Raw genomic sequence first — 24,274 nt, forward strand, 5'->3', positions numbered from 1 at the left:
GGACTTTGAACCAGAATTCCTCTCTGAAAGTCCGCCAAAATTGGCAGCTTGGGGGGCAGAAGCCGTGAATACCGAAGCGAAAAAACTCTCATCGAATTCACGTTTTGTTAGGGTTAGCTACAGCCTTGATTGCTAGGCATTCTTCTACAAAACCAGACCGTTTGTTACAAGGGAAAACATCAGTTATGCAATATCGACAGCTTGGTAGTAGCGATCTTACGGTTTCTGAAATCGCACTGGGTTCCTGGTTAACTTATAGTGGTGGAGTCGAACGGCAACAAGCCGAAGCCTGCATTCACAAAGCGTTTGACGTTGGAATTAACTTTATCGACACGGCAAATGTTTATGGGCGAGGTGCCGCTGAGTCTCTATTAGGAGACGTTTTACAAGGCATCGATCGCGCTTCCTATATTTTGGCGACCAAGGTTTACTTTCCGATGTCCGATCGCGACCAGGGTTTATCAGCGGCTCAAATTCGCAAGCAGATCGATGATTCACTTCAGCGGCTCCGCACCGATTATGTCGATCTCTATCAGTGCCATCGCTACGACACAAACACCCCGCTCGAAGAAACCATGACCGCTCTTACAGAAGTCGTCCGGCAAGGAAAGGCGCGCTATATCGGCTTTAGCGAGTGGAGTTCTGCTCAGATCCAGGCTGCTCTCAACCTTCCTGAAGTAGAAAAGTTTGTCTCTAGTCAGCCGCAGTACTCGATGATCTGGCGCAAACCAGAGGCGGATGTGTTTCCGCTTTGTGGGGCAAATGGGATTGGTCAAATCGTCTGGTCGCCTCTTGCTCAAGGCGTTCTCACAGGCAAGTACAAACCTTGCGAAGCTCACCCTCAAGACTCTCGCGCAACCAACGACAAAATGAATGGGTTTATGTCTGACCTATTGAGCGATCGGGTTCTGAGTGCTGTTCAAAATCTCAAGCCGATCGCCCAACGACTCGACCTCTCAATGGCACAGCTTGCCTTGGCGTGGGTGTTACGAGATGAGCGCGTGTCTTCTGCCATCATCGGAGCCAGCCGCCCCGAACAAGTTGCAGACAATGCTGCCGCGTCGGGTGTGCGTCTGAGTGATGACGTGCTACAAGAAATCGATCGGGTACTTGAGCCTGCTTTACTATCCGCAGCAACTCGATGACGACTGTAGAAAGCTTACTGTCCAATGTCTAGCATCCTGGTTGACTGACAAAACTCCTGAAACCCTTGATTTTTCGTAGGTTGGTGTTGAGCAACGCGAAACCCAACAGCAGCCTTTCTACCGTTGCTAACGTTGGGTTTCACCAGGTTCTACCCAACCTTGTATCTTGAGGTTTAGGCAACCCGTCCCAACCTAGGTAAAAAATACCGCTTTGTAGCAAGGGTGCCTGTACGCTAAAAAAGAGCGTGGACATCCCGTTCAACCCAGGTGCAAAAGACACCGTTTGGTAGCCCCGGAGCCACGCGGTCAGCCTGATGATGCAAGCTCGAACAATCGCGCTTAGAGATCAACCTCGGATTCGCAAGGACGAGTTGTCAAAGGGACAAAATAACTTAGCCCCAGCATAAACGATGACACCAGAAAAAACATGGGTAGGCGTTGATATCTCTCAAGACACTTTAGATATTTACGTGCTGCCCCAAGGTCTGACCTTACAACAGCCCAACACCGACACTGGGGTGCAAGCCTTGGTTGAGCAATTACACCCGCTTGTCCCCACTTTGGTGGTCGCCGAAGCAACGGGTGGATTAGAGCGTCTGTTGGTCAGTGGTCTACAAGCCGCAGCGATTCCAGTTGCAATTGCCAATCCTCGAAAAGTCAAAGGGTTTGCCGTGGCGTTGGGCAAAGCGAAAACGGACAGACTGGATGCAGAGGTGATTGCTCGATTTGCCCAAACCGTGCAACCTCGATCGCAACCCATCGTAGAAGCGTCAGCTCAACAACTGAGTGACTTAGTGCGTCGCCGACGGCAGTTGGTGGAAATGCAAGTTGCGGAGAAGAACCGCCTGTGCCGGGCCTCAAAAGCCGTGGAAGCCGACATCAGCGAACCTATCGAGCAGATACAGAACCGCCTGGACTCGCTCAACGAGCAGATTCAAACCCTAGGCGCACAACAGCAAGACTGGCACCGTAAGCGTGAGATTCTCCAGTCCACTAAAGGCATTGGTCAAGTGACCGCCGCCCTCTGTTTGACCGAATTACCCGAACTGGGAAAACGCTCGGACAAGCAGATTGCTCGCTTAGTCGGGGTTGCCCCCCTGAACCACGACAGTGGCAAACACCAGGGCAAACGCATGATTGCGGGCGGGCGCACTGCCCTGCGCTGTGGTCTGTATATGGCAACTCTGGTCGCCACCCGCCATAATCCGGTCATTCGCGAGTTCTACCAACGCTTACTGGGCAAGGGCAAGCTGAAAAAGGTTGCCCTCGTTGCCTGTATGCGGAAGCTACTCGTGATTCTCAGTGCCATGATCCGCCATAACCAGACTTGGCGAACTTCCACTTAGTCAAGCGCTCAAGCGACTCTTCGGGATGCAAACGGTGATCCAGCACTGCCATTTTGTCTTGCACATTTAGAAATGAAAATTTCTTTCTCTTCCTATTGACTTTCAAGACAATCGCTACAGAAGTCGATGTTATTTAGTTTTCGTTCCTAAGAAACTGCTTACCCACAGAAAAGGAAACCTGGGGGAGAGCGCTCTTGATTTGAGCAAGGTCTCTCCCCTCTAATCGTTACAGCTTTGTCCCACAGTCAGGACAGAACCGATTGCTCGCAACATTTTTGGCGTTACAGTTGCTGCAATACATTAGCTCAGTGGCTTTCTCTAGATTTTTGCGCTCTGGTAGACCAATCATCTGGGCATTGCTGTGACCATTGGGCACCATCGGGTAGCAATTTTCGTGACGATTGACGCGCACATCCATCAAAACTGGCCCATCGTGAGATAGCATCTGAGCGATCGCGCTGCTTAGTTCGTCTCGTGACTCAACTCGAACGCCTTTCACCCCAAACGCCTCCGCCAGCTTCACAAAGTCGGGCATTCCTACTTCCATGTTGGACGAAGAATAGCGCTCATCGTAAAACGCTTCTTGCCACTGGCGCACCATGCCCTGCCAGCCGTTGTTGATAATGACGGTTTTGACGTTGATGCGATGTTGGGCCAGCGTCGCCAATTCTTGCAGGTTCATTTGAAAGCTCGAATCACCACTAATGCAGATCACCTGCTCATCAGGCACTGCCACCTTTGCGCCCATTGCAGCGGGGAGTCCAAAGCCCATCGTTCCCAGCCCTGCGCTAGAAATCCAGCGACGCGGCCCATTTTTGAGAAACTGAGCGGCCCACATCTGATGCTGACCGACATCAGTGGTGTAGTAAGCATCGGGCGCTTGCCGACCCACTTCGACGATCACTTCTTGGGGCGAGAGTTTGTCAGGATAGTGCGGCACTTCTAGCGGATAGTCTTGTCGCCAGCGATCGATGCGTTCTAGCCAATGGTGAGTTTGTCCAGGATTGACCGGATCGCCTTCTTCGGTGCTGCGAGTCAACAAATCAATCAGGACTTGACGCACATCACCCACGATCGGCACATCAGGCATTCTCACCTTGGCCACTTCCGCCGGGTCGATGTCGATGTGAATCACTTTGGCCCGAGCGGCAAACTCGTCTAGCTTGCCCGTCACGCGATCGTCAAATCTGGCTCCGACTGCAATCAGCAGGTCACATTCAGTTACCGAAAAGTTGGCGTAAGCGGTTCCGTGCATTCCCAACATGCCAACCGAGAGCGGATGATGCTCATCAAAGGCACCGATCCCCATCAGCGTGGTTGTAACAGGCAACTTGAAGCGTTCTGCCAGTTCTTTGACTTCGGCGTGAGCATTGGCGGCGATCGCCCCTCCTCCAACGTAGAGCAGGGGACGTTCGGCTTTACGAATCAGCTTCAGCGCCTGACCAATTTGGCGAGGGTTGCCTTTGAGCGTAGGACGATATCCCGGCAGTCTGACGGAACTTGGCTCGACGGGCAGATAGTCAAATTCTTCGACCCCGACATCTTTAGGGACATCAATCAGAACGGGCCCGGGTCGTCCGGTGCTGGCAATATAGAACGCCTCAGCGACGATTCTAGCCATGTCTCTGGGATCGCGTACCACGTAGGAATGTTTGACGATCGGGAGCGTAATTCCATAAATGTCGGTTTCCTGAAAGGCATCACTGCCGATCGCATGGCGAGGTACTTGCCCCGTGACGATCACCATCGGAATCGAGTCCATATGGGCTGTCGCAATCCCTGTGACCAGATTGGTCGCGCCTGGGCCAGAAGTCGCAAAGCAAACGCCTACCTTGCCCGTCGCACGAGCGTATCCATCTGCGGCATGGGCCGCCCCTTGCTCATGTCTAACGAGAATGTGTCGAACCCGACCTGCCGCCTCTGCTCGATAAAGCTCGTCGTAGATGGGTAAAATCGCCCCACCCGGATAGCCAAAAATGTCCGTTACGCCATGCCGTACCAGGCTGTCGATCAACGCAAAGGAACCTTTCACCCGTTTTACTGCCACACTTTGCAACTGCACTGGGGAACCTCGCCAATCCATTTAAGTGAATAGTTTCTTATCTATTTTTGTATCCAAAGATGCAATAGATAAAAAACTAGTGTAGTTCTGATTACGATCGCTGTCGAGACGATCTGACCCGCGAAAAGATTCGTAATGCTGACTATGATTACACTTTAAGGGTTTTGGTGACTCAAAACGTGTGAGGAATTGGTGACAAAAGGGATGGGCAGTCGGACTTGCTAAACTGAGCGCGATCGAATACGGAACCTATTCCTCCAGGGTTGCCTGGGCGTTTGAGGCTAGATACTAGCCCCTCTAAATCACGTCTTTCAAGACTTTCTGCGTATTGCGCCAGGCCCAGACGCTGACCACGACAATGATCAAACTCATGCCCCACAAGACTTTTTCGAGCTTTAGCAGATCGGTGAGCGGGCCCGTGATCGCCAAAGGCACACTCAACGCAATGTTCACCACATTATTTTGGAAGCCAAACACCTTGCCGCGCATCGATTCGGGGGTTTGTTGCTGAATTAAGGTCTGCATCGGCACCGCCACCAGCGAAGCCCCCAACCCAAACAACCCACTCAACGTCAAACTCAAGTACAGATTTGTCGTAAAGCTGAACATCGTCAAAACGAACGCCATACACAAAAAGCCAACCAGCGGCAACGGCTTGTGGTGAAAGCGATCGCCCCAGTGCCCCAATATGCCCGCTCCAAAGACCATTCCCACACCCGCCGCCGCCAGCAGATAGCCAAACTGAGTCTCTTCTAGCCCAATTTTGGCAGTTAAGTTAATCGCCAATACGGTCAACGCTGCCAGCACCGAGTAGAGAATCATCAGTTGCAGCATGGCATTGCTGACTAATCGATCCTTTTTGAGATACGAAAGTCCCGCTTTAAAGTCGCTCCAGGGATGGACACTCACCTCTTTGGGCTTTTCTTCGGTGTCGCGCAGGGGCAATAGATAAAGGACGATGCCTGCTGCCAGATATAAGCCACCAACCAAAATTTCTCGACCCCAGTCAGCGTTGAAATTAGTTGCCAGCTTGAGGAGCGGATCGCCGATCGCAAACCCCACAATCAGCGACCCAATCATCGTCGTCGAAAAGAGCGCATTTGCCGTCAACAGGTTTTCTCGACGCACGATAAAGGGAATGACGGCCTGCTCTGCGGGCGCAAAAAACTGCGTCAAAATCGATTCGAGAAAGGCGATCGCCAACAAAATTGCAAACGCTCTCGGCACAAAGGGCAGCGGCAACAGCAAGAGCATGATTCCCCGTGCGGTATTGCAGCCACTGAGAATGGTTTTTTTGTCGTAGCGATCGACAAAGATTCCCGCTGCCGACCCAAAAAAGATTGCTGGAAGGGTCGCCGCAATCATTACGGCAGACCGCATTGAGTTTTCGGGCATCGTCCAGCCGTTGATCGTGGGCGGATCATAATTGACCAGCAGCGCAATCAGCAGCACAAAAAAAACTTTATCGGCAAGTTGAGATAAAATCTGCCCGAACCACAAGGTCATAAAGGCGCGGTTTTTCACCAATGCCTGAAAGCCAGTACCAGAGGGCTGAGAGCGAGTAGGAAGCATAAGGTGGCGATGGTTGCTTAAAAGAGATGTGGTAGAAAACCTCCCCCAGGGTTGCTGTCAAGCCTAGATGTGGATCAGCGTTTCGTATGATTCATCACAACTGTATCTGAAATACTCTGATTTGCACGGGTGCACAGGATATTTTGAGGTGGGGTCTAGCTTCCAGTGTCTGCTTGCGTCTCGGCTTCGTACTTTTGACATAGCGCAGTTATGAAAGTGGCGAGCGTTACGGGAATTGAGGCATTGGGGAGTGGGGGAGCATCTTTTTTGAGTAATTCCCCGGATTGGGTTGATTTGATCCAATGTCCTGAGATGGTTTGGGGCGATCGCCACAGATCCAAATGTCCCACTCCAGGGTCAGCGTAAAAACTGTCTAAACCGTTGCCGAGAAGTGCGGAACTCCAATGCGTGAAGTAATCGTGACTGGCGCGATGAATCGGAAAGTTTGCCTCCAAAGGCACGCCCCACCCATCTAGGGCAATCAGCGCTTTGACGGTGCCCCCTCGTTTTTGCCAGAGACGGGCTGCCCCGATCGCCCCCACCACACCCGCACTAAACGCAATAAACAGCAAAGGATCGCCAGAAAGGGGAGCAAGAAACTCTAAAAGGTGAAGCGGCGAATAAGCCGGGAGTTTCTCAATTGGAAAAGTCACGGACTGCTCTAGATAGTGCAACCCCTCAGCTTGAAGCGACCCTTGGCGGGTATCTTGCAAAGATCGTAGCCCATTCATAAAGTTCTCTGTCAAGGCGGGTGAATGCATTCCTGGACAAATCACAACCTTCAGTTTGCTTTCCGCCATTCTGTGCTTTCTTTCCTCCGAGCAATTCTTTTAATTCGTTATCTTTTCTACCAATCATGCCCCCAGAGGGGATGTTAGTGTGAAACAAGGAGACATTAATCGCACTGCGTCTCCACCAGTCCTGTATCGAATTTGAGGATAAAACGTGGTTGCAACGCCTGAAAAACTCCGCCAATCTGGATCAGAAGCCTCTGCTAACTCAGACTCTAAGCGCGATCGAGTAGCTGTTTTGTTGATGGGTTACGGTGAAGTCGAGAGCTACGAAGATTTTGCCAACTACAACGAACAGGCCCTTAACTTACTGACTGCCAAGTTTGCACCCGTCCCGACTTGGGTGTATCCCCCTTTGGCCAAGCTTTTGGCAATGTTTGATCTGCACGAGTGGAGCCACCAGCACGATCAGTTTATTTCTCCTCACAATGCCATCTTTGAGCGTCAAAGAGTAGGCGTTGAGAAGGCGCTTCAAAACCGCTGGGGAGAACAAGTCAAAGTATTCAAAGCCTTTAACTTTTGTCAGCCGTTTTTGCCCGAACAAGTTCTCGAACAAATCAAGCAAGAAGGCTTCGATAAGATTCTCATCTACCCGCTGCTGGTGGTGGATTCAATCTTTACCAGTGGGATCGCAGTCGAGCAGGTGAATATCGGACTGGCAAAACTGACCGATCCCGGTGCCGAACACTGGCTCAAAGGGACGCGCTACATTCCTTCTTTCTACGATCAGCCTGCCTACATCGATCTGATGGCAACGATGGTCGAAGAGAAGATCCAGAGCGATCTGGCGGTCGCGCATCTGCCCTCCCAAACGGGGATCATTCTGATGAATCACGGTTGCCCTCACAAAGCCAAAGGCTTCACATCTGGAATTGATGAGAGTCAAAAGCTGTACGATCGCATTCGAGAACGCCTGATTTATCGCTATCCCCTCACCTCGGTCGGCTGGCTCAATCACCAAACCCCGCTGATCGAATGGACGCAGCCCAACGCGGATCTCGCAGCCAGAAATTTGATCAATCTTGGAGCGACGGCGCTAGTCTTCATGCCGATCGGCTTTGCCACCGAAAACCACGAAACGCTGCTCGATGTAGACCACATCATTCACAGTCTCCGCAGCAAGCATCCCGAAGTCACTTATGTGCAGATGCCCTGTGTGAACGATCGACCTGACTTTTTAGAAATGGTCGCAGAGTGGGCCCATCCTCAGATCGAGGCGCTGTTATCTGAGCGGGCGGTTGCGGTCAATCCTGCTCTGGCAGTTTCTCAAGCTCAACATGGACACGATCACGGTCACGATCACAGTCCTGATCACGGGCATAGTCATGATCACGGTCACGGTCATCACCACCATTAGTTTCATCTGTAAAAACTGAGGAATGAGTGCAGGATGAGAGGTGTTCTAGCATTCATTCCTTTTTTATTTGGCAGACTCTTTCACGCTCTAGAATAAAGTTGTAGCGAGTTTGCTTTAGCCTGTGATAGAACTAGAACAGAGGAACAAATGTTCAGAATTCTTCTCAAAAAGATAGAGACTACACCCATCTAAAAAGGTAGAAACAAACAGGCTGATCTGCGATCGTTTTTGCTTTTGAATGCTTTGAGAGAAGATCTAAAAATCGCACCATTACAAACCATTCAAATGTATGCAAAGTGAAGCACCCGCAGTAAAGCCGATTCGATCATTAAACGATGCGATCGAGCGTTGTCAAGCTTTGGGAATGCGTTTGAGCCGTCAGCGTCGATTTATTCTGGAGCTACTTTGGCAAGAACAGGAGCATTTATCTGCACGCGAAATCTACGATCGCCTCAACCATCAGGGCAAAGAAATCGGTCACACGTCAGTTTATCAAAACCTAGAAGCGCTGTCTGATCAGGGAATCATCGAATGTATCGAGCGATCGGATGGTCGGCTGTATGGTAATATCAGCGACGCTCACAGCCACATTAACTGTCTTGACACGAATCAAATTCTAGATATCCATATCGACCTGCCCGCCGACCTCATTCAGCAAGTTGAAGCCAAAACGGGCGTGCGAATTACTCAATATCATATAAACTTCTACGGATATCGCGGATCTCAAGAATCTGAAGGTGTAGCTTAAAAGACATTTCTGTCAATTTGCTTTTCTTTCAAAACAGTTGTCTTATTAAGACTGCGATCGTTCCTGAAACTCGTAGGCTCAAACCTCAATTTCATGTCGTCTATAGACTCTCATCGTCAGTAGGCTGACTTTGTGTATTTCCCCGAAACGCTCCAGCTCTTTAGGAAATATTAATTGAGTAAAGACAATCGGGTTAGCTTGACAAAACCAGCGATACCCCTTTGTTAGAGCAAATGTAGAATAGCCAAATTCCCGACCTGTGCCCGCACGAATTCATGGCCAGAAAACCCCCAATTCCTACCTGGTTTCCGGTCTTCCCGAAGCCCAAATCTTCTAATGAGTCAAGACAGCCCGATCCAGAGGTTTCCGTTCCAGAAGCGTCCCACGATCTCCTAGTCGAAGATCTGCCCGAAGTGGGCGCTGCGCCTGACGTTGACTCTGACCAACCCCCAGATCAGACAGTCGCTCCCAAAAACCTTTCTCAAGGTACGCAAAAAAGCCCGAAAGGAATTGGCGCGATCGCCGAAGCTTGGAGATGGCAACTGATTTGGTTGGGGATCATGGCAGCCGTTGGTGGAACGGGGGTGGGCGCTTTTATCTGGCTCTCACAGGCACCCCCCGCGATCGATTGCAAAAAGATTTCAGACTGGTCAGCGGATTCGGAGCGGCTGTTTTGTGCCCAGCAAGCGGCCCAGTCGGGTAAGTCAGATCAGATTTTGGCAGCAATTAATCTGGTCAAAAACTGGACGGTTGAGCATCCGCTCTACGCTCAATCTCAGGCGCTTTTGCAAGATTGGTCAAATGCCGTCTTGATTTTGGCCCGTGATCGCGTTTCGCAAAGAGATATTAAGGGAGCGATCGCCCTGGCCCGCCAGATTCCTCGCAAGAGTGCTGTGTATAAAGATGCTCAAGCCTCTATCGAGTTCTGGCAAGAAGAATTTAATCGAGGCCAGGTGATCTACGACAAAATTCAAGCAGATCTCAAGAAGCAAAACTGGAATCTGGCCTCTCAGCGGATTGGCGAGTTGAGTCTGGTGACTGATCCCTCATGGCAAGAGCGATTGACGACGATTCGGCAGCAAGTCACGCACGAGAAACAAGGTTGGCAGGCGCTCAAAGCGGCCCGAGACTTTGCTCAAGCGAATCCACCAGAACGATGGGGACGGGCGATCGCGCTGACTGACTCCATTAAGCGCAGTACCTATGTTTGGGCGCTTCAGGCTCAGACTCAAGTGGTTCGCTGGCGCAATACGGTCTTTGCTTTGGCGATCGTGCGATTGGGTAAAAAAGATTTGGTCGGCGCGAGTAGTTTGGTTGACTCGATCCCCAAAAGCGTCAAGCTGACTTCGGACAATGAAGATCTGGTGCGGCTGATTCGAGCTAGGCAAATTGAGGCAGACGACAACTACGGCCAACCTGCCCTCGAACGGCTGGCTCCCTTACTGCTGGCTTCCCAACTGTTGCAGCAAATCAATCCTCAGAGTCCTTTTTATGCTCAGGCTAGGGCGCTCTTGCCGAGACTGGATCTGCAAGCTCAGAATTTTGTGCAACTTAATCTCGCAAGCACGCTATCTAATCTGCGGCAGATTCCCACGTTGAAGCTGGCGATCGACCAGGCAAAGCAGATTTCGCCCAATCACCCGCGTCGCCTCCATGCCCAAACGCTCATCGCCCAATGGCGCAAAGAAATTGAGTGGATGGAAGACCGTCCCATCTTTCGTCAAGCCCAACAGACGGCTAAGTCAGGCAAAATTGGTGAGTTGCAATCGGCGGTGGCGATGGTGCGGTTGATTAGTCCTAAGCGGGCGCTCTATCCCGAAGCTCAGTCTCTGATGTCAACCTGGATTTCTCAAATTCAAGTCATCGAAGACACGCCGATTCTCAATGAGGCGAGAGCGGTGGCGGCCAATGGAAAACTGGGGCAGGCGATTCAGGTGGCTTCTAGAATTCGATCGGGTCGAGCGCTCTATGGCGATGCTCAATATTTGATTGGAGAATGGGTCTATCAGATTCAGATTATTGAAGATCGTCCGATTCTCAATCAGGCTACATCCTGGGCGAGTCAAGGGTATTTGACCAGAGCGATCGACGTAGCTTCTCAAATCGCCCCCGGACGAGGTTTGTATGGGGAAGCTCAGGGATTAATTCGCCAGTGGGCAGCGGAACGGGCTGAGATTTGGCGACAACGGGATCAAGAAGCAGCCAGTCAAGATTCACAATCTGACCAATCAACCGAATCAGACCCTTCGCCCAGTGAGGAAGAACCATCCTCCGATGAATTACCGCCGCCCTAGGGAGATGAGATCACAGGCGAATTGCATTAATCTAAATCATGGATGCTCTAGTGAGTGCCTTGTCTCGAAGTTCCCCGAATTGGAGGGCTAGGATCGTGAGTCCAACAAAATCGTGATCTAGGTAATTTGTGGGTTTGTTTAGGCGATATGCAACTTTTTCTTAGCCCCCCTTCTGAAAGGGGTGGGGGATCGTACCGTTGGAGGCACAGTCTAGAGATCCCCTCTTAATCTCCCTTCAAAAGGGGACGTTGATCAGAAGGTTGCACATTGCCTTTGTTTAGATCTACAGTCCTTAGCTGAACATCGAGGTGAAAAAACTTCTTTGAACTCATGTCTTCCCAGGCTTTTTGGTTTTCCCTACTCTTCTGACCCATGACCCTCGATCGCTCCCCTAATCCATTACGGCTCATGGTCATTGAGGCAGATCCGCTGTTGCGATTGGGTTTGGTGACGGGGTTGGGCCAATTTACTGATCTGCAAGTGGTTGAGGTGGAGACGGTGACGATCGCCCTTCAACGGTTGGCGGATCGACGAAATGGAGTGGCGATCGACGTAATTCTGCTGGGATTAGATTCACAAACGCCTATTGAGGTCTGTCAGTCTCTCAAATCTCATGCGCCAGTTTTGCTGCTAGGGTCTGTGTCACCAACGCTGCTGTTGACTGCTCTTGAGATGGGAGTCGAGGGCTATTGCCCGCAGGGAAGCTCTCTAACTGCCTTGGTGCAGGCAATCCGACGGGTGGCAGCCGGAGAAACGGTTTGGAATCTAGAAATTTTGCAAGGTGCGGCTCCTCCGATGGTCAATCCCATTGCGGTACTGCGGCAAAATCTGCGATCGTCGAGTCTTCGTCAAATCGAAGCGGCTCTAGCCCAACTGACCGAGGAACTGCGATCGTCCACCCTGTCGCCCGTCGATCGAGCCTTACTGCTGGGACAACGGCGTGAACTGAGAGCTGCTAGATGGTTGGTCAAAAAACTCTTGCCGCCTGCTGTGGGAACGATCGCTTCAGAATCAACGCTGCCGATCGCATCGACTGCACAGCTTTTAGACTCGACTACACAACTGGCTCCCACTGCTCAGACCAAATCGGTGCCCGTAAGGACTTCAAATGGACAGGCGCACTTGTTCGATCGCGTCTCGGCAAAACTTCAATCCAGCTTAGAAAACCTCACGTCAACGCCTCTAGAAATTGACATTCTCAAATCAGAACGCAAGCGTGAACTTTTTTATACAGTGCTGCGGCAGATTGAGGCGAGTTTGGATGAGTTGCGTTTTTCTCAGGTGCAGTCTGATCAATTGGTTGAGAAACAGTCTGTGATCCTGCGGGATCTGTGGCAGGCTGTCACGACTGAATTTTTTGGTCGATACTACACGCTGCAATCGCGTCAGCAGCAAGTCGAAGTCGTTCCTGCGCTTTTGCAAGAAGCCAGCTCGGTGCAAACTCAGATTCTCGATCGCATTCCGTTAGTTTTGGATCTCTACAACTTTTTGCTGTTTCAGTCTCCGCTGACGATCGACAATACCAACCATTCTGCAACTAGCCCCGATGCGTTTGATCGCGCCACCGATTTGCTAGAGAATCTGACCATTCAGCTTGCCAATGCCGTCGTACAGCCGTTGCTCAATCGGTTTGCAGACGTAGAGCTGATCAAACAAAACTTTTACGATCGACGGCTGCTCTCGACTCGTGAAATCGAACGCTTTCGCAATGAGTTGTCCTGGCGCTATCGGGTCGATCGCTATGTCAACGAACCCAAAGACATTTTTGAAAGCCGCCATTTACTGCTGGTGTTTGGCAATCAGGGCATTGAGCGACTGTTGATCTACACGCCACGAGTCCAGGAGCTAGAACACCTCAGAGGCATTCGATTGGGCGTAACGCTGGCACTAGAAACACGGGATGCGATCGCCCCTCGGCTGCGGTCAGCGATCGCTTTTGTAGGCAGGGGTGTTGTGTATCTGTTGACCGAAGTGATTGGTCGCGGCATTGGTTTAATCGGTCGGGGCGTGGTCAAAGGCATCGGCAATGTCTGGCAAGAAAGTAAGCGAAAAGAGTTTTGAAGTCTAAAAAGATGGCTGGAGTCTCCTTGAGAATGCTAAAACTATCGCTATAGAGCGTATTCCAATCTCTATAATTGCTATAAAATGAATCACCCTGAGAATTTGAAGTTATAAATAACTCACGCTTCGTCCCCTCTTATCTAAGCAAACCCCTACATTCTAAAAAGCTCGAAGGAGCGCATATATGATTGAGTTACTTGGTGCATTCACACTGATTGTCCTGGGCTATGTAATTGGCTCTGTAAGAATCATTGATCAGGGTGATGAAGCCTTGGTGCAACGGCTTGGACAATACAGACGCACCTTGAAGCCAGGACTTAATTTTGTGATTCCAATTTTGGACACAGTTTTGGTTGAGACGATTCGCGAGCAGATCTCTGACATCAAACCTCAAAAAGCCCTGACCAATGACAATGTGCCGATCGAGGTGGATGCTGTCGTCTTTTGGCAAATTCTCGACCTCAAGAAAGCCTACTACGCCGTTGAGGATCTCGAAGAAGCGCTCAGACAACTCGTGACCACCAACTTACGTGCGGAGATTGGGCAACTCTCGCTAGAAGAGGCGATTTCTTCGACCAGTCGGGTCAATCAAGCCTTGCTGCGCCAACTCGACAAAGCGACTGCAAACTGGGGGGTGAAGGTAATTCGGGTGGAGGTGCAGGAAATCATCTTGTCGCAGGCGTTGAGAGACTCTCTCGAAAGAGAGCGGACTGCCCGCAGTGAAAAGCAAGCCACCCTTTCGAGAACTGAGGCAACGGTACAGTCGATCGCCGAGCTTGCCGAAGCGCTACGAAGCCATCCTAATTCTCAAGAAGTGTTGCGCTATCTAGTTGCCAGAGATTATGTCAACGCCAGTCTAGAATTGAGCAAGAGCGGCAACGCCAAAATTGTGTTCATGGATCCTAAATTCATGAATGAAGCCATCACAGATTTGATCAATCCCAATGAATTTGATCAGGGCACAGACACCAGTTCTGGAAACGGCTCTACTTAGAGATGGGGAGACCTTCGCCCCGCCAAATTGCATCGGCAACTCGACAAACCTCTCGCATTTCTGGTAGATCGTGAACTCTGAGAAGATGGGCACCGCCGACGATCGCACTCACACAGGCGGCCGCTGTTCCCCAGACTCGTTTTTGAGGGTCGGGCTGGTTGAGAAGATGCCCGATAAAACTTTTGCGAGAGACTCCGACTAAAATTGGACAGTTCAAGCTTTGAAAGTCTGGGAGTCTCCGCAGAATTTCCAGATTGTGGGCGTATTTTTTGGCAAACCCAATGCCGGGGTCGAGAATGATTTGCTGACGATCGACCCCCGATGCGATCGCCACCTCAAGTCGTTCTGACAAAAACTGATAAATTTCGCCAATTAGATCGTCGTAGTCTGTGAGCGTCTGCATGGTTTTAGGGGTTCCGCGCAAGTGCATCAGCGCGATCGGAACCTGTAACCTCGCCACTGTAGGCAACATTTCTGCATCAAACGTGCCGCCCGAAACGTCGTTGATCAAGTCAACACCAGACTCGATCGCCGCCTCCGCAACTTTAGCTCTGGTCGTATCTACCGAGATGGGAACGCTTGAGAATTCTGGATTTTGCCGTAGCGCTTGAATGATGGGAATGACGCGATCGAGTTCCTCAGTCAGCGAGATTTCTTCTGCGTTAGGGCGAGTGGATTGTCCACCGATGTCTAGAATGTCTGCTCCGCCCTTTACCAACTGCTGAGACTGTTTGCAAGCGGCTGCGATCGTATTGAACTGTCCCCCATCACTAAAACTGTCAGGTGTGACATTCAAAACGCCCATCAAGTAAGTTTGAGACCCCCAATTAAAGGAGCGATCGCGCAACCGCCACGGAACGATCGCAGTGTTCTCAGAATTCATAGTGTCTTGGTATGAACTTCATCAAAGATTTACGTGAAATTACGGATAAGATCAGGAATATTGCTGATTTTGGTGACGCAAACGACAGTTCAGAAGCTCAATTCTCTCAACAATAGAAAGATTATCTTGATCACGCTATAGAAATTTAATGAGCAAGTCATCTTCTTTCCTAAAACGCTCGATCGTGGTCAGTGTTGGCTCACTCTTGAGTCTACTGGCTGCTAGAGCCGATGCCGCCCTTCTAATCGGAAATACCAGAGGCAACAATGTCGTTATCTACGGTGATGCCGGAAACTTTGGCGGAGACTTTATCGCACTTGGCTCAGGCGGATTGCTTGACCCCGACGATCTGACTTTTGGCCCCGACGGCAATCTCTATGTCAGCAGTGGCAGTGGCTCTACAGGAAAGATTCTACGCTACAACGGCAAGACAGGCGATTTTATCGATGAGTTTGCGACCACTGGGCTGATTCGTCCCTACGGCAATGCCTTTGGCCCCGACGGCAATCTCTATGTCAGCAGCTTTCTCACCGACCAAATTCTCCGCTTTGACGGCAAAACAGGCGCATTTATTGACGTATTCGCCGCCGCGACAGGCACACGAGAATCTGGCAAGCTGAACGGGCCCAATGATCTGCTGTTCACAGCGGATGGTCGTCTGTTGGTGACGACTCAAGGCAGCGTTGCCATCCCCGATCCTGACAAACCTGGATCATTTAAGGCCAGTTTCCCTGGGTTTGAGAGTCAGGTGTTGAGCTATGACATCAAAACAGGCGAGTCGAAAGTCTTCATTAGCCAACCAACTCCCTCTCCAGACGTTGGGTTTGTAAGCTTTTTGGGATTGGCGATCGGGCCTCAAGGCGATCTATTTGTTAGCGACTTTGCCAGTGATATTCGTCGCTATGATTTGCAAACAGGCACTTTCAAAGAGATGATTTCCACCAAATACCAAACGGCATCCAGTAGCTTTGGCAATCTTACCTTTGATCCTAGTGGAAACCTTTATACGGTTGGTTTTGATAATAAGACTAACAACGGTGCAATCTTGCGCTACGACAGCAACGGCAAGCCCTTCCCTTCTGCCGGAAACTCAAGTGCAGTTTTTGTAGCGACGAATGGAGATTTGAAGCGTCCGATCGGCATCACTTACGCGGATATTAAAGTTCCAGAACCCGGCGCGATCGTTGGATTAGCAGCCGTTAGCTTATTAGGATTGTCTGCTCTAAAACGACGCAAATCAGCGATCGACTAACCCACCTCAATCAAAACCGATGAAGCGAATCTTGGACAACTAGATCCTTGATCCGCTTCATTCTTTTCCTGTGCTGCTCAAATCTTGTGCTGATCAAACGATCTTGCTTAAAAATTGTAGCTTTTCCTCAGTCTCATAAGATTTGAGCGAGGTGAGTAATTCTTGTGTCTCAGACGATAGAGAATAGTCACTCGGCATCGTCACCATACCGTCTCCCATTTTGCTGGCGAGATTGTACCAGACAGCGAGACGCTCATTGGGGCTGAGGCTTTCGTACTCCTCGATCGGAGACTCCACGCCATCACCCGGAATCAGTTGCGCCATTGCCTTAGAAGGATGGATATCAAGAACCACCTCATCGCGATCAGTGTCTGATAGAACGTCCTGCAAAAACTCAACTTGGCTACCCTCGCGCATTTCTGTCACTTGCTTCACGACTTCTTCGACTTTTTTGGAAGCCATATCAGACGAGAGTAAAGACCCTCCAATTTCCTGATAGAGATAGCCCATTGCAGCAATTTGATCATCAACTGGGAGCCGCTTAAAACTGGTAGCAAGGCTATTGAGTTCTTTTGTATCGATGGTCATAAAAGCCTCTGTAATTTGGGTTAATTGCAATGTCTGATACAAAGCTTAGGTGCTTGCTTGACAGGGCACCCCTACACAGAGACAGAAGCAGTCTCAATCTGACAATCTCTCTAGAGTTGGAGCCTCAACTCTCACAGGGGGCAGAGGTAAAAGAGGAGCGATCGCGAAAAGATGAGTGCATCTTAAATCCAGTTAGGAGTAATCAATATGCTTCTGTCTTCTTTCGCCGCCTTGCCTACCGTGGGTACAGATCTTTGGAACTGGGAAGGAACTCCCATTATTATCGGCTCTTGTCTATTTGTCTTGATAGTTGCCAGCCGCACGATTAAATATCCTCACACGGGCGCTAAGATGCCGTTGCCTTTTTCAAAGTCGCTGTTTAATGACATCAGTGTGGCGGGCTTCTTGGCTTCGATGAGTTTTGGTCACATTTTGGGCGTGTTGGGTGTGTTGGCGCTGGCTGGTGCTGGCACCTTTAAGTAGGGCGACAAGAGAAAAGCTGTTGAGAGAAGTTCGACTTTGTAATTGGTTCTAGCAAGCCGGACTTCTTTTGCAATTGTTTAGAGATCGTTTGGGTTGATGCCTTGCGATCGCAGCATTTCAGCCAGCTTCTCAGCTCGTTGACGTTGTTGCTCAGCTCGTTGACGTTCTATGATAAGTTCTTGTTCTAGCTGTTGGCGTTGAGCTTGTTCTGCTTTAATGAGAGTCTCAACGTTAGCAGGAGAAAGCACTTCATCAACTGATAAAACCAAATCGGGAAACTGGGAAAATTGAATTTGTTGTCCCCGCATGAAGTCGGCATGTTGATAACCATCTTCATTAGCGGGATTGGTCATGATTCTGACCCGTTCTTTTTTGGGATCGACAATGCAATATTCAGGAATATCAATCAGTGCATATTCTGCCCGTTTGCGAATGTAGTCCTCACGCCAATTGTCACTAGCTACTTCAATAACGAGTACAGGTACTTCATTGAAATCTAAGACACCTGATCCAGGACGACTTCTCACTTGCTCCCAAATAGTTTGGCTACAGACGACCACATCTGGAATGCGAGTCCCGTCGATTTCAGTTCTAACACCAGCTTCTGTAACGGCGACCAAATCTAGCCCTTTGGCAACAATATATCGCTGAAGGTGATAGACCAGAAATTTGCAAATGTCAATATGAAGAGCAGTGGGAGCCGCCATTGGTATTACGGTGCCTTGATAGAGTTCATATAAAACATCAGGCTCTCCTTGGTAAAACAAATACTCCTTGAAGGTGAGCTTTTTGGATGGTGAGGATTTGGCTGCGATCGGCACATTGGTCTGAGTCATAGTCCCCCAGTAGAGCGAGTTGTTGAGGATGTGGACAACTAAGTTTATGATGCACCACATCCTGCTGATTATGTCCTGACTATTCTAGAGAGGACGATAAACGCGGTAGTTGATGTTGGGGAAGATATTGTCGATCGCTTCTACTTTTTCGACCCAGCCGGAATCGATTTTGCCCTGGTTGATATCTTCAAAGAGTTTGTTAAAGCGCATCAGGTGCGATCGAGTTCTTCTAATCGCGTAGGGCACCATTGTTCCGGTTCGCATAATGAAGGCCCAGTCGGACGATTGTGCGAGTAGCAGTTCTCTCGCCGCCTGATTTAAGGCACGCCAGCTTAATTCGTCTTCGGGTTCGCGTTTTGAAAGCTCGATCATGCGTTCAGCCGCTTTATGTAAGTGAGGATACACCCAGGCGTTGGTTTCGTTGAGCCAGTATTCGTGAAAGCCTTTGTAGCCCCAGCTTGATTGTGAGGGACGGCAGACCTGCTGAGTGGGATGATCTTTTAAGTAATCTGCCAGGTGCGTCATCTCAAACGTGTTCTGATCAAACCAAGCTTTGCGGAACAGGTAATCAATAAACCAGGGGCCTTCATACCACCAATGACCAAAGAGTTCTGCGTCATAGGGCGAGACGATGATCGGCGGGCGCTGCATGATGCCGCTGAGGTGTTCGACTTGACGTTCGCGATTGTAGGCAAAATTTTCGGCATGTTCGGCGGTTTTTTCTTTTGCCCAGTAGGGATCGTAGAGTTGCTTATCGGATAGTCCTAACCCTTTGCCTGTGATTTTGTGGTACTTAATGCCGACATTTTTGCGCTGACCATTGGGCATGACGTAGGGCTTAATGTATTCGTAGTCAGCATCCCAGCCTAAATCACGATAGAATTCTCGATACTCTGCTGCACCGGGATAGCCAACTTCAGAAGACCAGACTTGCTGAGACGATTCGTGGTCACGTCCAAAAGCTGCCACGCCTGCCTCGGTAAAAATGGGCGCATAGGTGCCAAATCGGGGACGAGGACGCGCATAGAGAATGCCATGTCCGTCAGTTAAGAAGTAGCGCAGTCCGGCATCTGCCAACATGCGATCGACCCCTTCGTAATAAGCGCACTCTGGGAGCCAAATCCCTTTTGCGGGTCGTCCAAATGTCTGCTCATAATGCTCACAGGCAACTTGAATCTGGGCCCAAACAGCCTGCGGATACATCTTCATTAACGGCAGATAGCCATGCGTTGCGCCACAGGTGATGATTTCTAGATTGCCACTGTCAAGATATTGTTTGAAGGCTTTGATCAGGTTGCGATCGTACTTCTCCCACATGTGACGCACGGCGTTGAATTCTTTGGCGTAGTGTTCTGCCAGGTACTTCATGTGACCGTTGTGGGCGTGACGCTCGACCTCCATCTCGGTGAGTTCTTCGAGTTGAGCGAGGTGATCGTCGTAGCGTTCTTGCAGCAACGGATCGAGCAACATCGACACCAGGGGCGGAGTCATGCTCATCGTCAATTTGAAGTTAACGCCGTCTCGTTTTAGCCCCTCAAAGACTTGTAGCAGTGGTATATACGTCTCGGTGATGGCTTCGTAGAGCCATTCTTCTTCCAGCACATAGTCACTTTCGGGGTGACGGACGAAGGGCAGGTGGGCGTGCAGGACGAGGGCAACATATCCAATGCTCATATAAGTTCCGAAGGGTTGAAGGGCTGAGAAATGGGAATTTTTTGGTGTGAAATTCCGGGATTGCCAAAATTGTAAAGCAAAACTGAAGGCGAAAAATATTCAGTTGAGGGAGAGAGGGGGGAGGAGGCGATCGAAAACTCAAAGTCCTGGAACTCGTGGAGTGGGCCCGTCCTTAAGTTAGTAATGTCGATTTGGAGGTTTGGATGAATGATAAGGCTAGGTAGCGTCATCACTAAAAATTTTGGTCAGCGCATAGTCGAGACAAGTTAGCGCAGGAAGGCAAGAATTAATTCATAAATTTAGGCGATGTCTTCCTTTGTTTGGATGCTCTTTGATCACTGAAAGAACTTGCAAACCTGAGCAAAAAATCTTTTACCGTAAATTTCTAACTCTCCAGGTAGACTTTTTTTAACTGGGAAATTGAAACAATTGAGGGACAAAATCAAGATTAAGCTGTAGACCTTATGACGTTTAGCCCCTTTGATTTAATCTGGGTGTTCTTTCTTTTTTCATCGCTGCAACCCTTGTGGCAACGTCGCCAAACTGAAATGCGTCGGTTTGGAAAGCTTAAGGAAATTGAACAAAAAAAGAATAGTCGAGTTATTTTGCTGATCCATCGCCAAGAATCGATCAGCCTGCTAGGAATTCCATTGTCTCGCTATATTACGATCGAAGACTCTGAACAAATTCTCAGAGCGATTCGTCTGACTCCGCCAGATGTGCCGATCGACTTGATTTTGCACACGCCCGGCGGCTTGGTGTTAGCAACTGAGCAGATTGCGAGAGCGCTGATTCGTCACCCTGCCAAAGTTACAGTTTATGTGCCTCACTATGCGATGAGTGGCGGGACAATGTTGGCGCTGGCGGCTGATGAAATTGTAATGGATGCCAATGCGGTGTTGGGCCCCGTTGATCCGCAGTTGGGCAACTTTGCGGCGGCTAGTATTCTCAAAGTAGTGGAGCAAAAGCCGATCGGTGAAATTGATGACAATACGCTTATCATGGCCGATTTAGCTGGAAAGGCCATTAAACAAGTGCAACGGTTTGTCCGAACTTTGCTCAAAGATAGCGTTCCTAATCAGAAGATTAACCCTGATAACATTGAGTCGATCGTAGAAGCCTTGACGACCGGAAGAGTCACCCACGACTACCCCATCACGGTCGAAGAAGCAACGAAAATGGGTTTGCCGATCACCGTCGGTTTGCAGCGCGAAGTCTATGATCTGATGGAGTTGTATCCACAGCCTCAAGGTGGTCGCCCCTCTGTGCAATACATTCCGATGCCTTACGATCGACCTGCTCTGCCTCAACCCAAAGGCAGACCGCTTCCCGAAGGTGTCCGTATTTCATAAAAGCAATGGGATGAGATAGTGATTCATACTTTCACTTTTCATCCCTAACCTCAACTTTGCCTCAAAGCGGCGGGAAACCCAAGGTTCAAAGTCCCCCAATTTTGGGGATTTAGGGGGCGAAGAGCTTGACACTTCCCATAGATTTATCCCTCCAATACAGCAACGCCTAAATTCTAATATCACGTGGATTCGATGAAGTTTTTTTGCTTCGTTCTTCAGCGCTTCTGCCCCCCAACCCCCCAAAATTGGGGGACTTTAAGACAAGATTTTGGGTTCAAAGTCCCCCAATTTTGGGGGATTTAGGGGGCTGCCTGGATTAACAACCGCAGCGAAAGATTTCATCGAATTCACGTTAATATCAAAGGCTCAAAAGCTCTACTCCGGCTTGGACGACTTGATTGGGTGCAATATCCAAACATTCCAGGTGATAGGGGCAGGTGAAGGCGTAGCAAGGACTACAGGGAGTTGGCTGACGGAGTAGTCGCGATCGACAGTCTCGTGGTTGCCATTGTGATTCTAGTTCGGTTCCGGCAAATAGGATGACGCTGGGCGTTCGAGTTGCGTCTGCAAGGTGCATGGTGGAGGTGTTGTTACTTAACATCAATTTCGATCGCTGAATCAAGGCCGCCAGCGTTGACAAATCGGTTGCTCCAATTAGATCGATTGCTGATTCTCCTAGTACTTTAAATAGTTCGCCACTGTGCGATCGGTCTTTCTCAACTCCGGTCACAACTATCTTCCAGCCTGTGATTTTAGACAATTGATGAGACGCGATCGCAAACCGATCTGCCGCATAATTTCGAGACTGGCAGCTTGTCCAGGGATTCAACAACAAAAAGGGAGCATTTGCGGCTAATCCATGTTGACTCAGCAGATTTGTACCCGTTCGGTGAGCCGCTTCTGGAATTTGAATGGCCAGGGAACGATCGCGCACCTCAAACCCGATCGCTTCAATCAGTCCCAAATTTCGCTCGACTTGATGAGTGTGATCAGGGGCTGACGAAGCCTCTGTTGTCAAAGCGTTTCCACCCTTTTCCTTCGATTCACCCACCCTCAGCGGAATGCCAGCCAAAGAACAAATCAACGCAGGCGGGTGAGGCGATTGATTAAAGCTCGTGAGAATGACAGCCGCATCAAACTGGTGCTCACTTAACTTAGATATCAGTCGCCACTCTCGCCTCGGATCAAACGCTAACCGCCCCAAATCCTGCCACAGCACTCGCCACGTTATCACGTCATCTACCCACGGCAACAACGGAGCCGCCAACGACCCGCCCGGACTCGCCATCAATGTCAGCCGCGCTTGGGGCAAGTTTTCCTTGAGCGATCGCAGTACCGGACTCGTCATAATCACGTCGCCAATGTTGTCGAGCCGCATCACCAACAGATTGCGAACCGACAACCACGGATTACTGCGGACAAACTGCTGGACTGAGTGACGAAGAGGCTGTATCATGCGCTTTACTTCAAGACGTTATCTTTTTGAGCTTGGAGTAACTCGATCGCGCTTGTCATCACCTGATCGACAGAAATTCCTTCTAGACAAGTATTCCACTGCTCAAACGGACAAACGCCTCCATACCAGCAACGCTGCTCAGTAAAGTTTTGGATGACCCGTTCAGGACAGTCTAAATACCCTTGCAGATTTTGGTGAGGAGTTGGCTGTCCATAGCGTTGATGCCACGACGGCCCAAATAAAGTGATCGTCGGAATGCCTAATGCAGCAGAAATTCGAGCGGGGCCGGTGTCAGGTGCGATCGTCAAATCTACCCATGACATCATCGCCGCAAAGTCGCGTAGCGTTCCCTGTGGCCAAACTGTCATATCGTCTGATTTTCCTATCTCCGTCACTTCGGTAAGATTTGCCCCGATCGGCAGCACGATCGTTCCGCCAAACTGCTGCTTTAAGCGCCGTCCCAATTCAACGAATCTCTGGGTGGGCCAGCGTTTGATCTGCATTCCCGCATCGGTATAGAGAACGACGATCGGGCGCTCAATATTGCCCAATTGTTCGAATGCGGTTTGCCGTTCGGTCTCCAAAAGATGCAGTCTGGCTGGCTGAATAGATTCCTGTGTGATCAGATTTTCAAATCGCAGAATTTCGAGAAAGCGATCGCTCACGAACTGATTAGAAGGCGGCGATCGCCATAGATTCGTGATACATTGAGCGTCACTAGAGTGAATGAGTTGGTCAATCCCGTCGTATTTGGTATCAGACACAATAAGATCAAATTTCTGATGGCAGAGGAGGTTAGCGACCTCCTGGTAACTCGAAGAGATCGCTTGTTTAGCTTCTCCTTTTTGAGCAACCACCACTTGATGAATCAGCGGATCAGTTTTGAGCAATTCCCCACCCGGTGCAAAGGTGAGAACAGTGAGTTTGGCGTGAGGATGCGATCGACTCAACGCCTGAATTGCAGCCAGCGCAATTAACACATCGCCAATGCCACCCAAAAGTTCAACAAACAAAATCTGTTTCAGGCTCATTGTGCAAGTAATACTTTAGATAATACTTTAGTCAATAAGATCTTAGTTCTGGTTGATTTGTTCAAGCTCGGCACTACAGTTAGAGATTGCTTTTATTCTTGATTGTCTAACCAAGTCGTCAGGTCATCGATCGTACTAAAGTTCAATAGCGCGATCGCAAGTGCTTCTAGTTGGTTAGCAGACATGGTTGAGATACGATCGCTTAGAAGTTGAGGTAACTGTCCCACTTTCTGCTGTAAAAGGAGAAACACGAGCGATCGCCGCCCCTTTTCCATACCCTTTTCCATGCCTTTTTCTTCCCAACTGGTCAGGTTCTGCATAATTTCCTCCTTCTGGCTAGGATTCATTT

Annotated in this window: 20 protein-coding genes; 10 read left to right on the plus strand and 10 right to left on the minus strand. The window is 49.7% G+C overall.

Going from position 1 to position 24,274, the window contains the following annotated elements; translation table 11 throughout:
• Positions 1 to 185 precede the first annotated feature (185 nt).
• Positions 186 to 1,145 carry an aldo/keto reductase family protein gene (locus ACJ2PR_RS27870; protein ID WP_446870887.1) on the plus strand — a complete coding sequence of 320 codons (960 nt, stop codon included), beginning with the start codon at positions 186 to 188 and terminating at the stop codon, positions 1,143 to 1,145.
• Between the two features lie 410 nt (positions 1,146 to 1,555).
• Positions 1,556 to 2,491 carry an IS110 family transposase gene (locus tag ACJ2PR_RS27875; protein WP_446879408.1) on the plus strand — a complete coding sequence of 312 codons (936 nt, stop codon included), beginning with the start codon at positions 1,556 to 1,558 and terminating at the stop codon, positions 2,489 to 2,491.
• Positions 2,492 to 2,717: 226 nt separating this feature from the next.
• Here the strand turns inward: ACJ2PR_RS27875 and ilvB are convergent, their stop codons facing one another.
• The 3 genes from ilvB to ACJ2PR_RS27890 all read right to left on the minus strand — a co-directional run bounded on the left by ilvB (position 2,718) and on the right by ACJ2PR_RS27890 (position 6,925).
• The gene (ilvB, locus tag ACJ2PR_RS27880) at positions 2,718 to 4,553 is read right to left on the minus strand and encodes a biosynthetic-type acetolactate synthase large subunit (protein WP_446879409.1); all 1,836 of its coding nucleotides are present in this window, start codon (positions 4,551 to 4,553) and stop codon (positions 2,718 to 2,720) included.
• Between the two features lie 297 nt (positions 4,554 to 4,850).
• Positions 4,851 to 6,125 carry an MFS transporter gene (locus ACJ2PR_RS27885; protein WP_446870889.1) on the minus strand — a complete coding sequence of 425 codons (1,275 nt, stop codon included), beginning with the start codon at positions 6,123 to 6,125 and terminating at the stop codon, positions 4,851 to 4,853.
• 155 nt (positions 6,126 to 6,280) lie between these two features.
• On the minus strand, positions 6,281 to 6,925 hold the full coding sequence (locus tag ACJ2PR_RS27890) for a hypothetical protein (RefSeq protein WP_446879410.1): 645 nt from the start codon (positions 6,923 to 6,925) through the stop codon (positions 6,281 to 6,283).
• Positions 6,926 to 7,070: 145 nt separating this feature from the next.
• On the opposite strand from ACJ2PR_RS27890, the gene ACJ2PR_RS27895 reads away from it, so the two are divergent.
• The 5 genes from ACJ2PR_RS27895 to ACJ2PR_RS27915 all read left to right on the plus strand — a co-directional run bounded on the left by ACJ2PR_RS27895 (position 7,071) and on the right by ACJ2PR_RS27915 (position 14,370).
• Positions 7,071 to 8,273, plus strand: coding sequence for a ferrochelatase (locus tag ACJ2PR_RS27895; protein WP_446879411.1), 1,203 nt, complete (start codon positions 7,071 to 7,073; stop codon positions 8,271 to 8,273).
• A gap of 289 nt (positions 8,274 to 8,562) precedes the next feature.
• Entirely contained in the window at positions 8,563 to 9,021 is a 459-nt protein-coding gene (locus ACJ2PR_RS27900; RefSeq protein WP_446870893.1) for a Fur family transcriptional regulator, read from the plus strand.
• A 275-nt stretch (positions 9,022 to 9,296) separates the two neighbouring features.
• Complete coding sequence (locus ACJ2PR_RS27905; RefSeq protein WP_446879412.1) at positions 9,297 to 11,315, plus strand: hypothetical protein; 2,019 nt, start codon at positions 9,297 to 9,299, stop codon at positions 11,313 to 11,315.
• 372 nt (positions 11,316 to 11,687) lie between these two features.
• A complete protein-coding gene (locus ACJ2PR_RS27910) occupies positions 11,688 to 13,376 on the plus strand; it encodes a DUF3685 domain-containing protein (protein WP_446879413.1) in 1,689 nt (562 codons plus the stop codon).
• A 184-nt stretch (positions 13,377 to 13,560) separates the two neighbouring features.
• Positions 13,561 to 14,370, plus strand: coding sequence for an SPFH domain-containing protein (locus ACJ2PR_RS27915; protein ID WP_446868268.1), 810 nt, complete (start codon positions 13,561 to 13,563; stop codon positions 14,368 to 14,370).
• Here the strand turns inward: ACJ2PR_RS27915 and folP are convergent.
• Positions 14,363 to 15,253, minus strand: a complete 891-nt coding sequence (gene folP / locus ACJ2PR_RS27920) for a dihydropteroate synthase (protein WP_446879414.1) — start codon at positions 15,251 to 15,253, stop codon at positions 14,363 to 14,365. The two genes, ACJ2PR_RS27915 and folP, sit on opposite strands and share 8 nt — an antisense overlap.
• Before the next feature lie 148 nt (positions 15,254 to 15,401).
• Between folP and ACJ2PR_RS27925 the strand changes: the two genes are divergently transcribed.
• Positions 15,402 to 16,505, plus strand: a complete 1,104-nt coding sequence (locus ACJ2PR_RS27925) for a Vgb family protein (RefSeq protein ID WP_446879415.1) — start codon at positions 15,402 to 15,404, stop codon at positions 16,503 to 16,505.
• A 93-nt stretch (positions 16,506 to 16,598) separates the two neighbouring features.
• Here ACJ2PR_RS27925 and ACJ2PR_RS27930 read toward each other — a convergent pair whose 3' ends face one another.
• On the minus strand, positions 16,599 to 17,093 hold the full coding sequence (locus tag ACJ2PR_RS27930; protein WP_446862623.1) for an orange carotenoid protein N-terminal domain-containing protein: 495 nt from the start codon (positions 17,091 to 17,093) through the stop codon (positions 16,599 to 16,601).
• 207 nt (positions 17,094 to 17,300) lie between these two features.
• On the opposite strand from ACJ2PR_RS27930, the gene ACJ2PR_RS27935 reads away from it, so the two are divergent.
• A complete protein-coding gene (locus ACJ2PR_RS27935) occupies positions 17,301 to 17,576 on the plus strand; it encodes a photosystem I reaction center subunit X (protein WP_446862624.1) in 276 nt (91 codons plus the stop codon).
• Between the two features lie 77 nt (positions 17,577 to 17,653).
• Here ACJ2PR_RS27935 and ACJ2PR_RS27940 read toward each other — a convergent pair whose 3' ends face one another.
• Positions 17,654 to 18,412 (minus strand): Uma2 family endonuclease, encoded by a 759-nt coding sequence (locus tag ACJ2PR_RS27940; protein WP_446879416.1) that lies wholly within the window; start codon positions 18,410 to 18,412, stop codon positions 17,654 to 17,656.
• Between the two features lie 84 nt (positions 18,413 to 18,496).
• Positions 18,497 to 20,086 (minus strand): glycoside hydrolase family 57 protein, encoded by a 1,590-nt coding sequence (locus tag ACJ2PR_RS27945; protein WP_446868273.1) that lies wholly within the window; start codon positions 20,084 to 20,086, stop codon positions 18,497 to 18,499.
• A 464-nt stretch (positions 20,087 to 20,550) separates the two neighbouring features.
• Here ACJ2PR_RS27945 and ACJ2PR_RS27950 point away from each other — a divergent pair, with 464 nt between their 5' ends.
• A complete protein-coding gene (locus ACJ2PR_RS27950; RefSeq protein ID WP_446879418.1) occupies positions 20,551 to 21,438 on the plus strand; it encodes an SDH family Clp fold serine proteinase in 888 nt (295 codons plus the stop codon).
• Between the two features lie 358 nt (positions 21,439 to 21,796).
• Here the strand turns inward: ACJ2PR_RS27950 and ACJ2PR_RS27955 are convergent, their stop codons facing one another.
• From ACJ2PR_RS27955 to ACJ2PR_RS27965, 3 genes are all read right to left on the minus strand, one after another.
• The gene (locus ACJ2PR_RS27955) at positions 21,797 to 22,894 is read right to left on the minus strand and encodes a glycosyltransferase family 9 protein (protein WP_446879419.1); all 1,098 of its coding nucleotides are present in this window, start codon (positions 22,892 to 22,894) and stop codon (positions 21,797 to 21,799) included.
• A gap of 5 nt (positions 22,895 to 22,899) precedes the next feature.
• Positions 22,900 to 23,925 carry a glycosyltransferase family 9 protein gene (locus ACJ2PR_RS27960; RefSeq protein WP_446879420.1) on the minus strand — a complete coding sequence of 342 codons (1,026 nt, stop codon included), beginning with the start codon at positions 23,923 to 23,925 and terminating at the stop codon, positions 22,900 to 22,902.
• Between the two features lie 92 nt (positions 23,926 to 24,017).
• Positions 24,018 to 24,274: DUF4351 domain-containing protein (locus ACJ2PR_RS27965; RefSeq protein ID WP_446879421.1), on the minus strand; the 257-nt coding region annotated here is incomplete at its 5' end.

The sequence above is a fragment of the Phormidesmis sp. 146-33 genome (assembly GCF_052939515.1).

Excerpts from the sequence above, each read along its gene's own strand:
- ACJ2PR_RS27870 (WP_446870887.1), top strand. The coding sequence starts at position 186 with ATGCAATATCGACAGCTTGGTAGTAGCGATCTTACGGTTTCTGAAATC.
- ACJ2PR_RS27875 (WP_446879408.1), top strand. The coding sequence starts at position 1,556 with ATGACACCAGAAAAAACATGGGTAGGCGTTGATATCTCTCAAGACACT.
- ACJ2PR_RS27885 (WP_446870889.1), bottom strand. The coding sequence starts at position 6,125 with ATGCTTCCTACTCGCTCTCAGCCCTCTGGTACTGGCTTTCAGGCATTG.
- ACJ2PR_RS27890 (WP_446879410.1), bottom strand. The coding sequence starts at position 6,925 with ATGGCGGAAAGCAAACTGAAGGTTGTGATTTGTCCAGGAATGCATTCA.
- ACJ2PR_RS27900 (WP_446870893.1), top strand. The coding sequence starts at position 8,563 with ATGCAAAGTGAAGCACCCGCAGTAAAGCCGATTCGATCATTAAACGAT.
- ACJ2PR_RS27905 (WP_446879412.1), top strand. The coding sequence starts at position 9,297 with ATGGCCAGAAAACCCCCAATTCCTACCTGGTTTCCGGTCTTCCCGAAG.
- ACJ2PR_RS27910 (WP_446879413.1), top strand. The coding sequence starts at position 11,688 with ATGACCCTCGATCGCTCCCCTAATCCATTACGGCTCATGGTCATTGAG.
- ACJ2PR_RS27915 (WP_446868268.1), top strand. The coding sequence starts at position 13,561 with ATGATTGAGTTACTTGGTGCATTCACACTGATTGTCCTGGGCTATGTA.
- folP (WP_446879414.1), bottom strand. The coding sequence starts at position 15,253 with ATGAATTCTGAGAACACTGCGATCGTTCCGTGGCGGTTGCGCGATCGC.
- ACJ2PR_RS27925 (WP_446879415.1), top strand. The coding sequence starts at position 15,402 with ATGAGCAAGTCATCTTCTTTCCTAAAACGCTCGATCGTGGTCAGTGTT.
- ACJ2PR_RS27930 (WP_446862623.1), bottom strand. The coding sequence starts at position 17,093 with ATGACCATCGATACAAAAGAACTCAATAGCCTTGCTACCAGTTTTAAG.
- ACJ2PR_RS27935 (WP_446862624.1), top strand. The coding sequence starts at position 17,301 with ATGCTTCTGTCTTCTTTCGCCGCCTTGCCTACCGTGGGTACAGATCTT.
- ACJ2PR_RS27940 (WP_446879416.1), bottom strand. The coding sequence starts at position 18,412 with ATGACTCAGACCAATGTGCCGATCGCAGCCAAATCCTCACCATCCAAA.
- ACJ2PR_RS27945 (WP_446868273.1), bottom strand. The coding sequence starts at position 20,086 with ATGAGCATTGGATATGTTGCCCTCGTCCTGCACGCCCACCTGCCCTTC.
- ACJ2PR_RS27950 (WP_446879418.1), top strand. The coding sequence starts at position 20,551 with ATGACGTTTAGCCCCTTTGATTTAATCTGGGTGTTCTTTCTTTTTTCA.
- ACJ2PR_RS27955 (WP_446879419.1), bottom strand. The coding sequence starts at position 22,894 with ATGATACAGCCTCTTCGTCACTCAGTCCAGCAGTTTGTCCGCAGTAAT.
- ACJ2PR_RS27960 (WP_446879420.1), bottom strand. The coding sequence starts at position 23,925 with ATGAGCCTGAAACAGATTTTGTTTGTTGAACTTTTGGGTGGCATTGGC.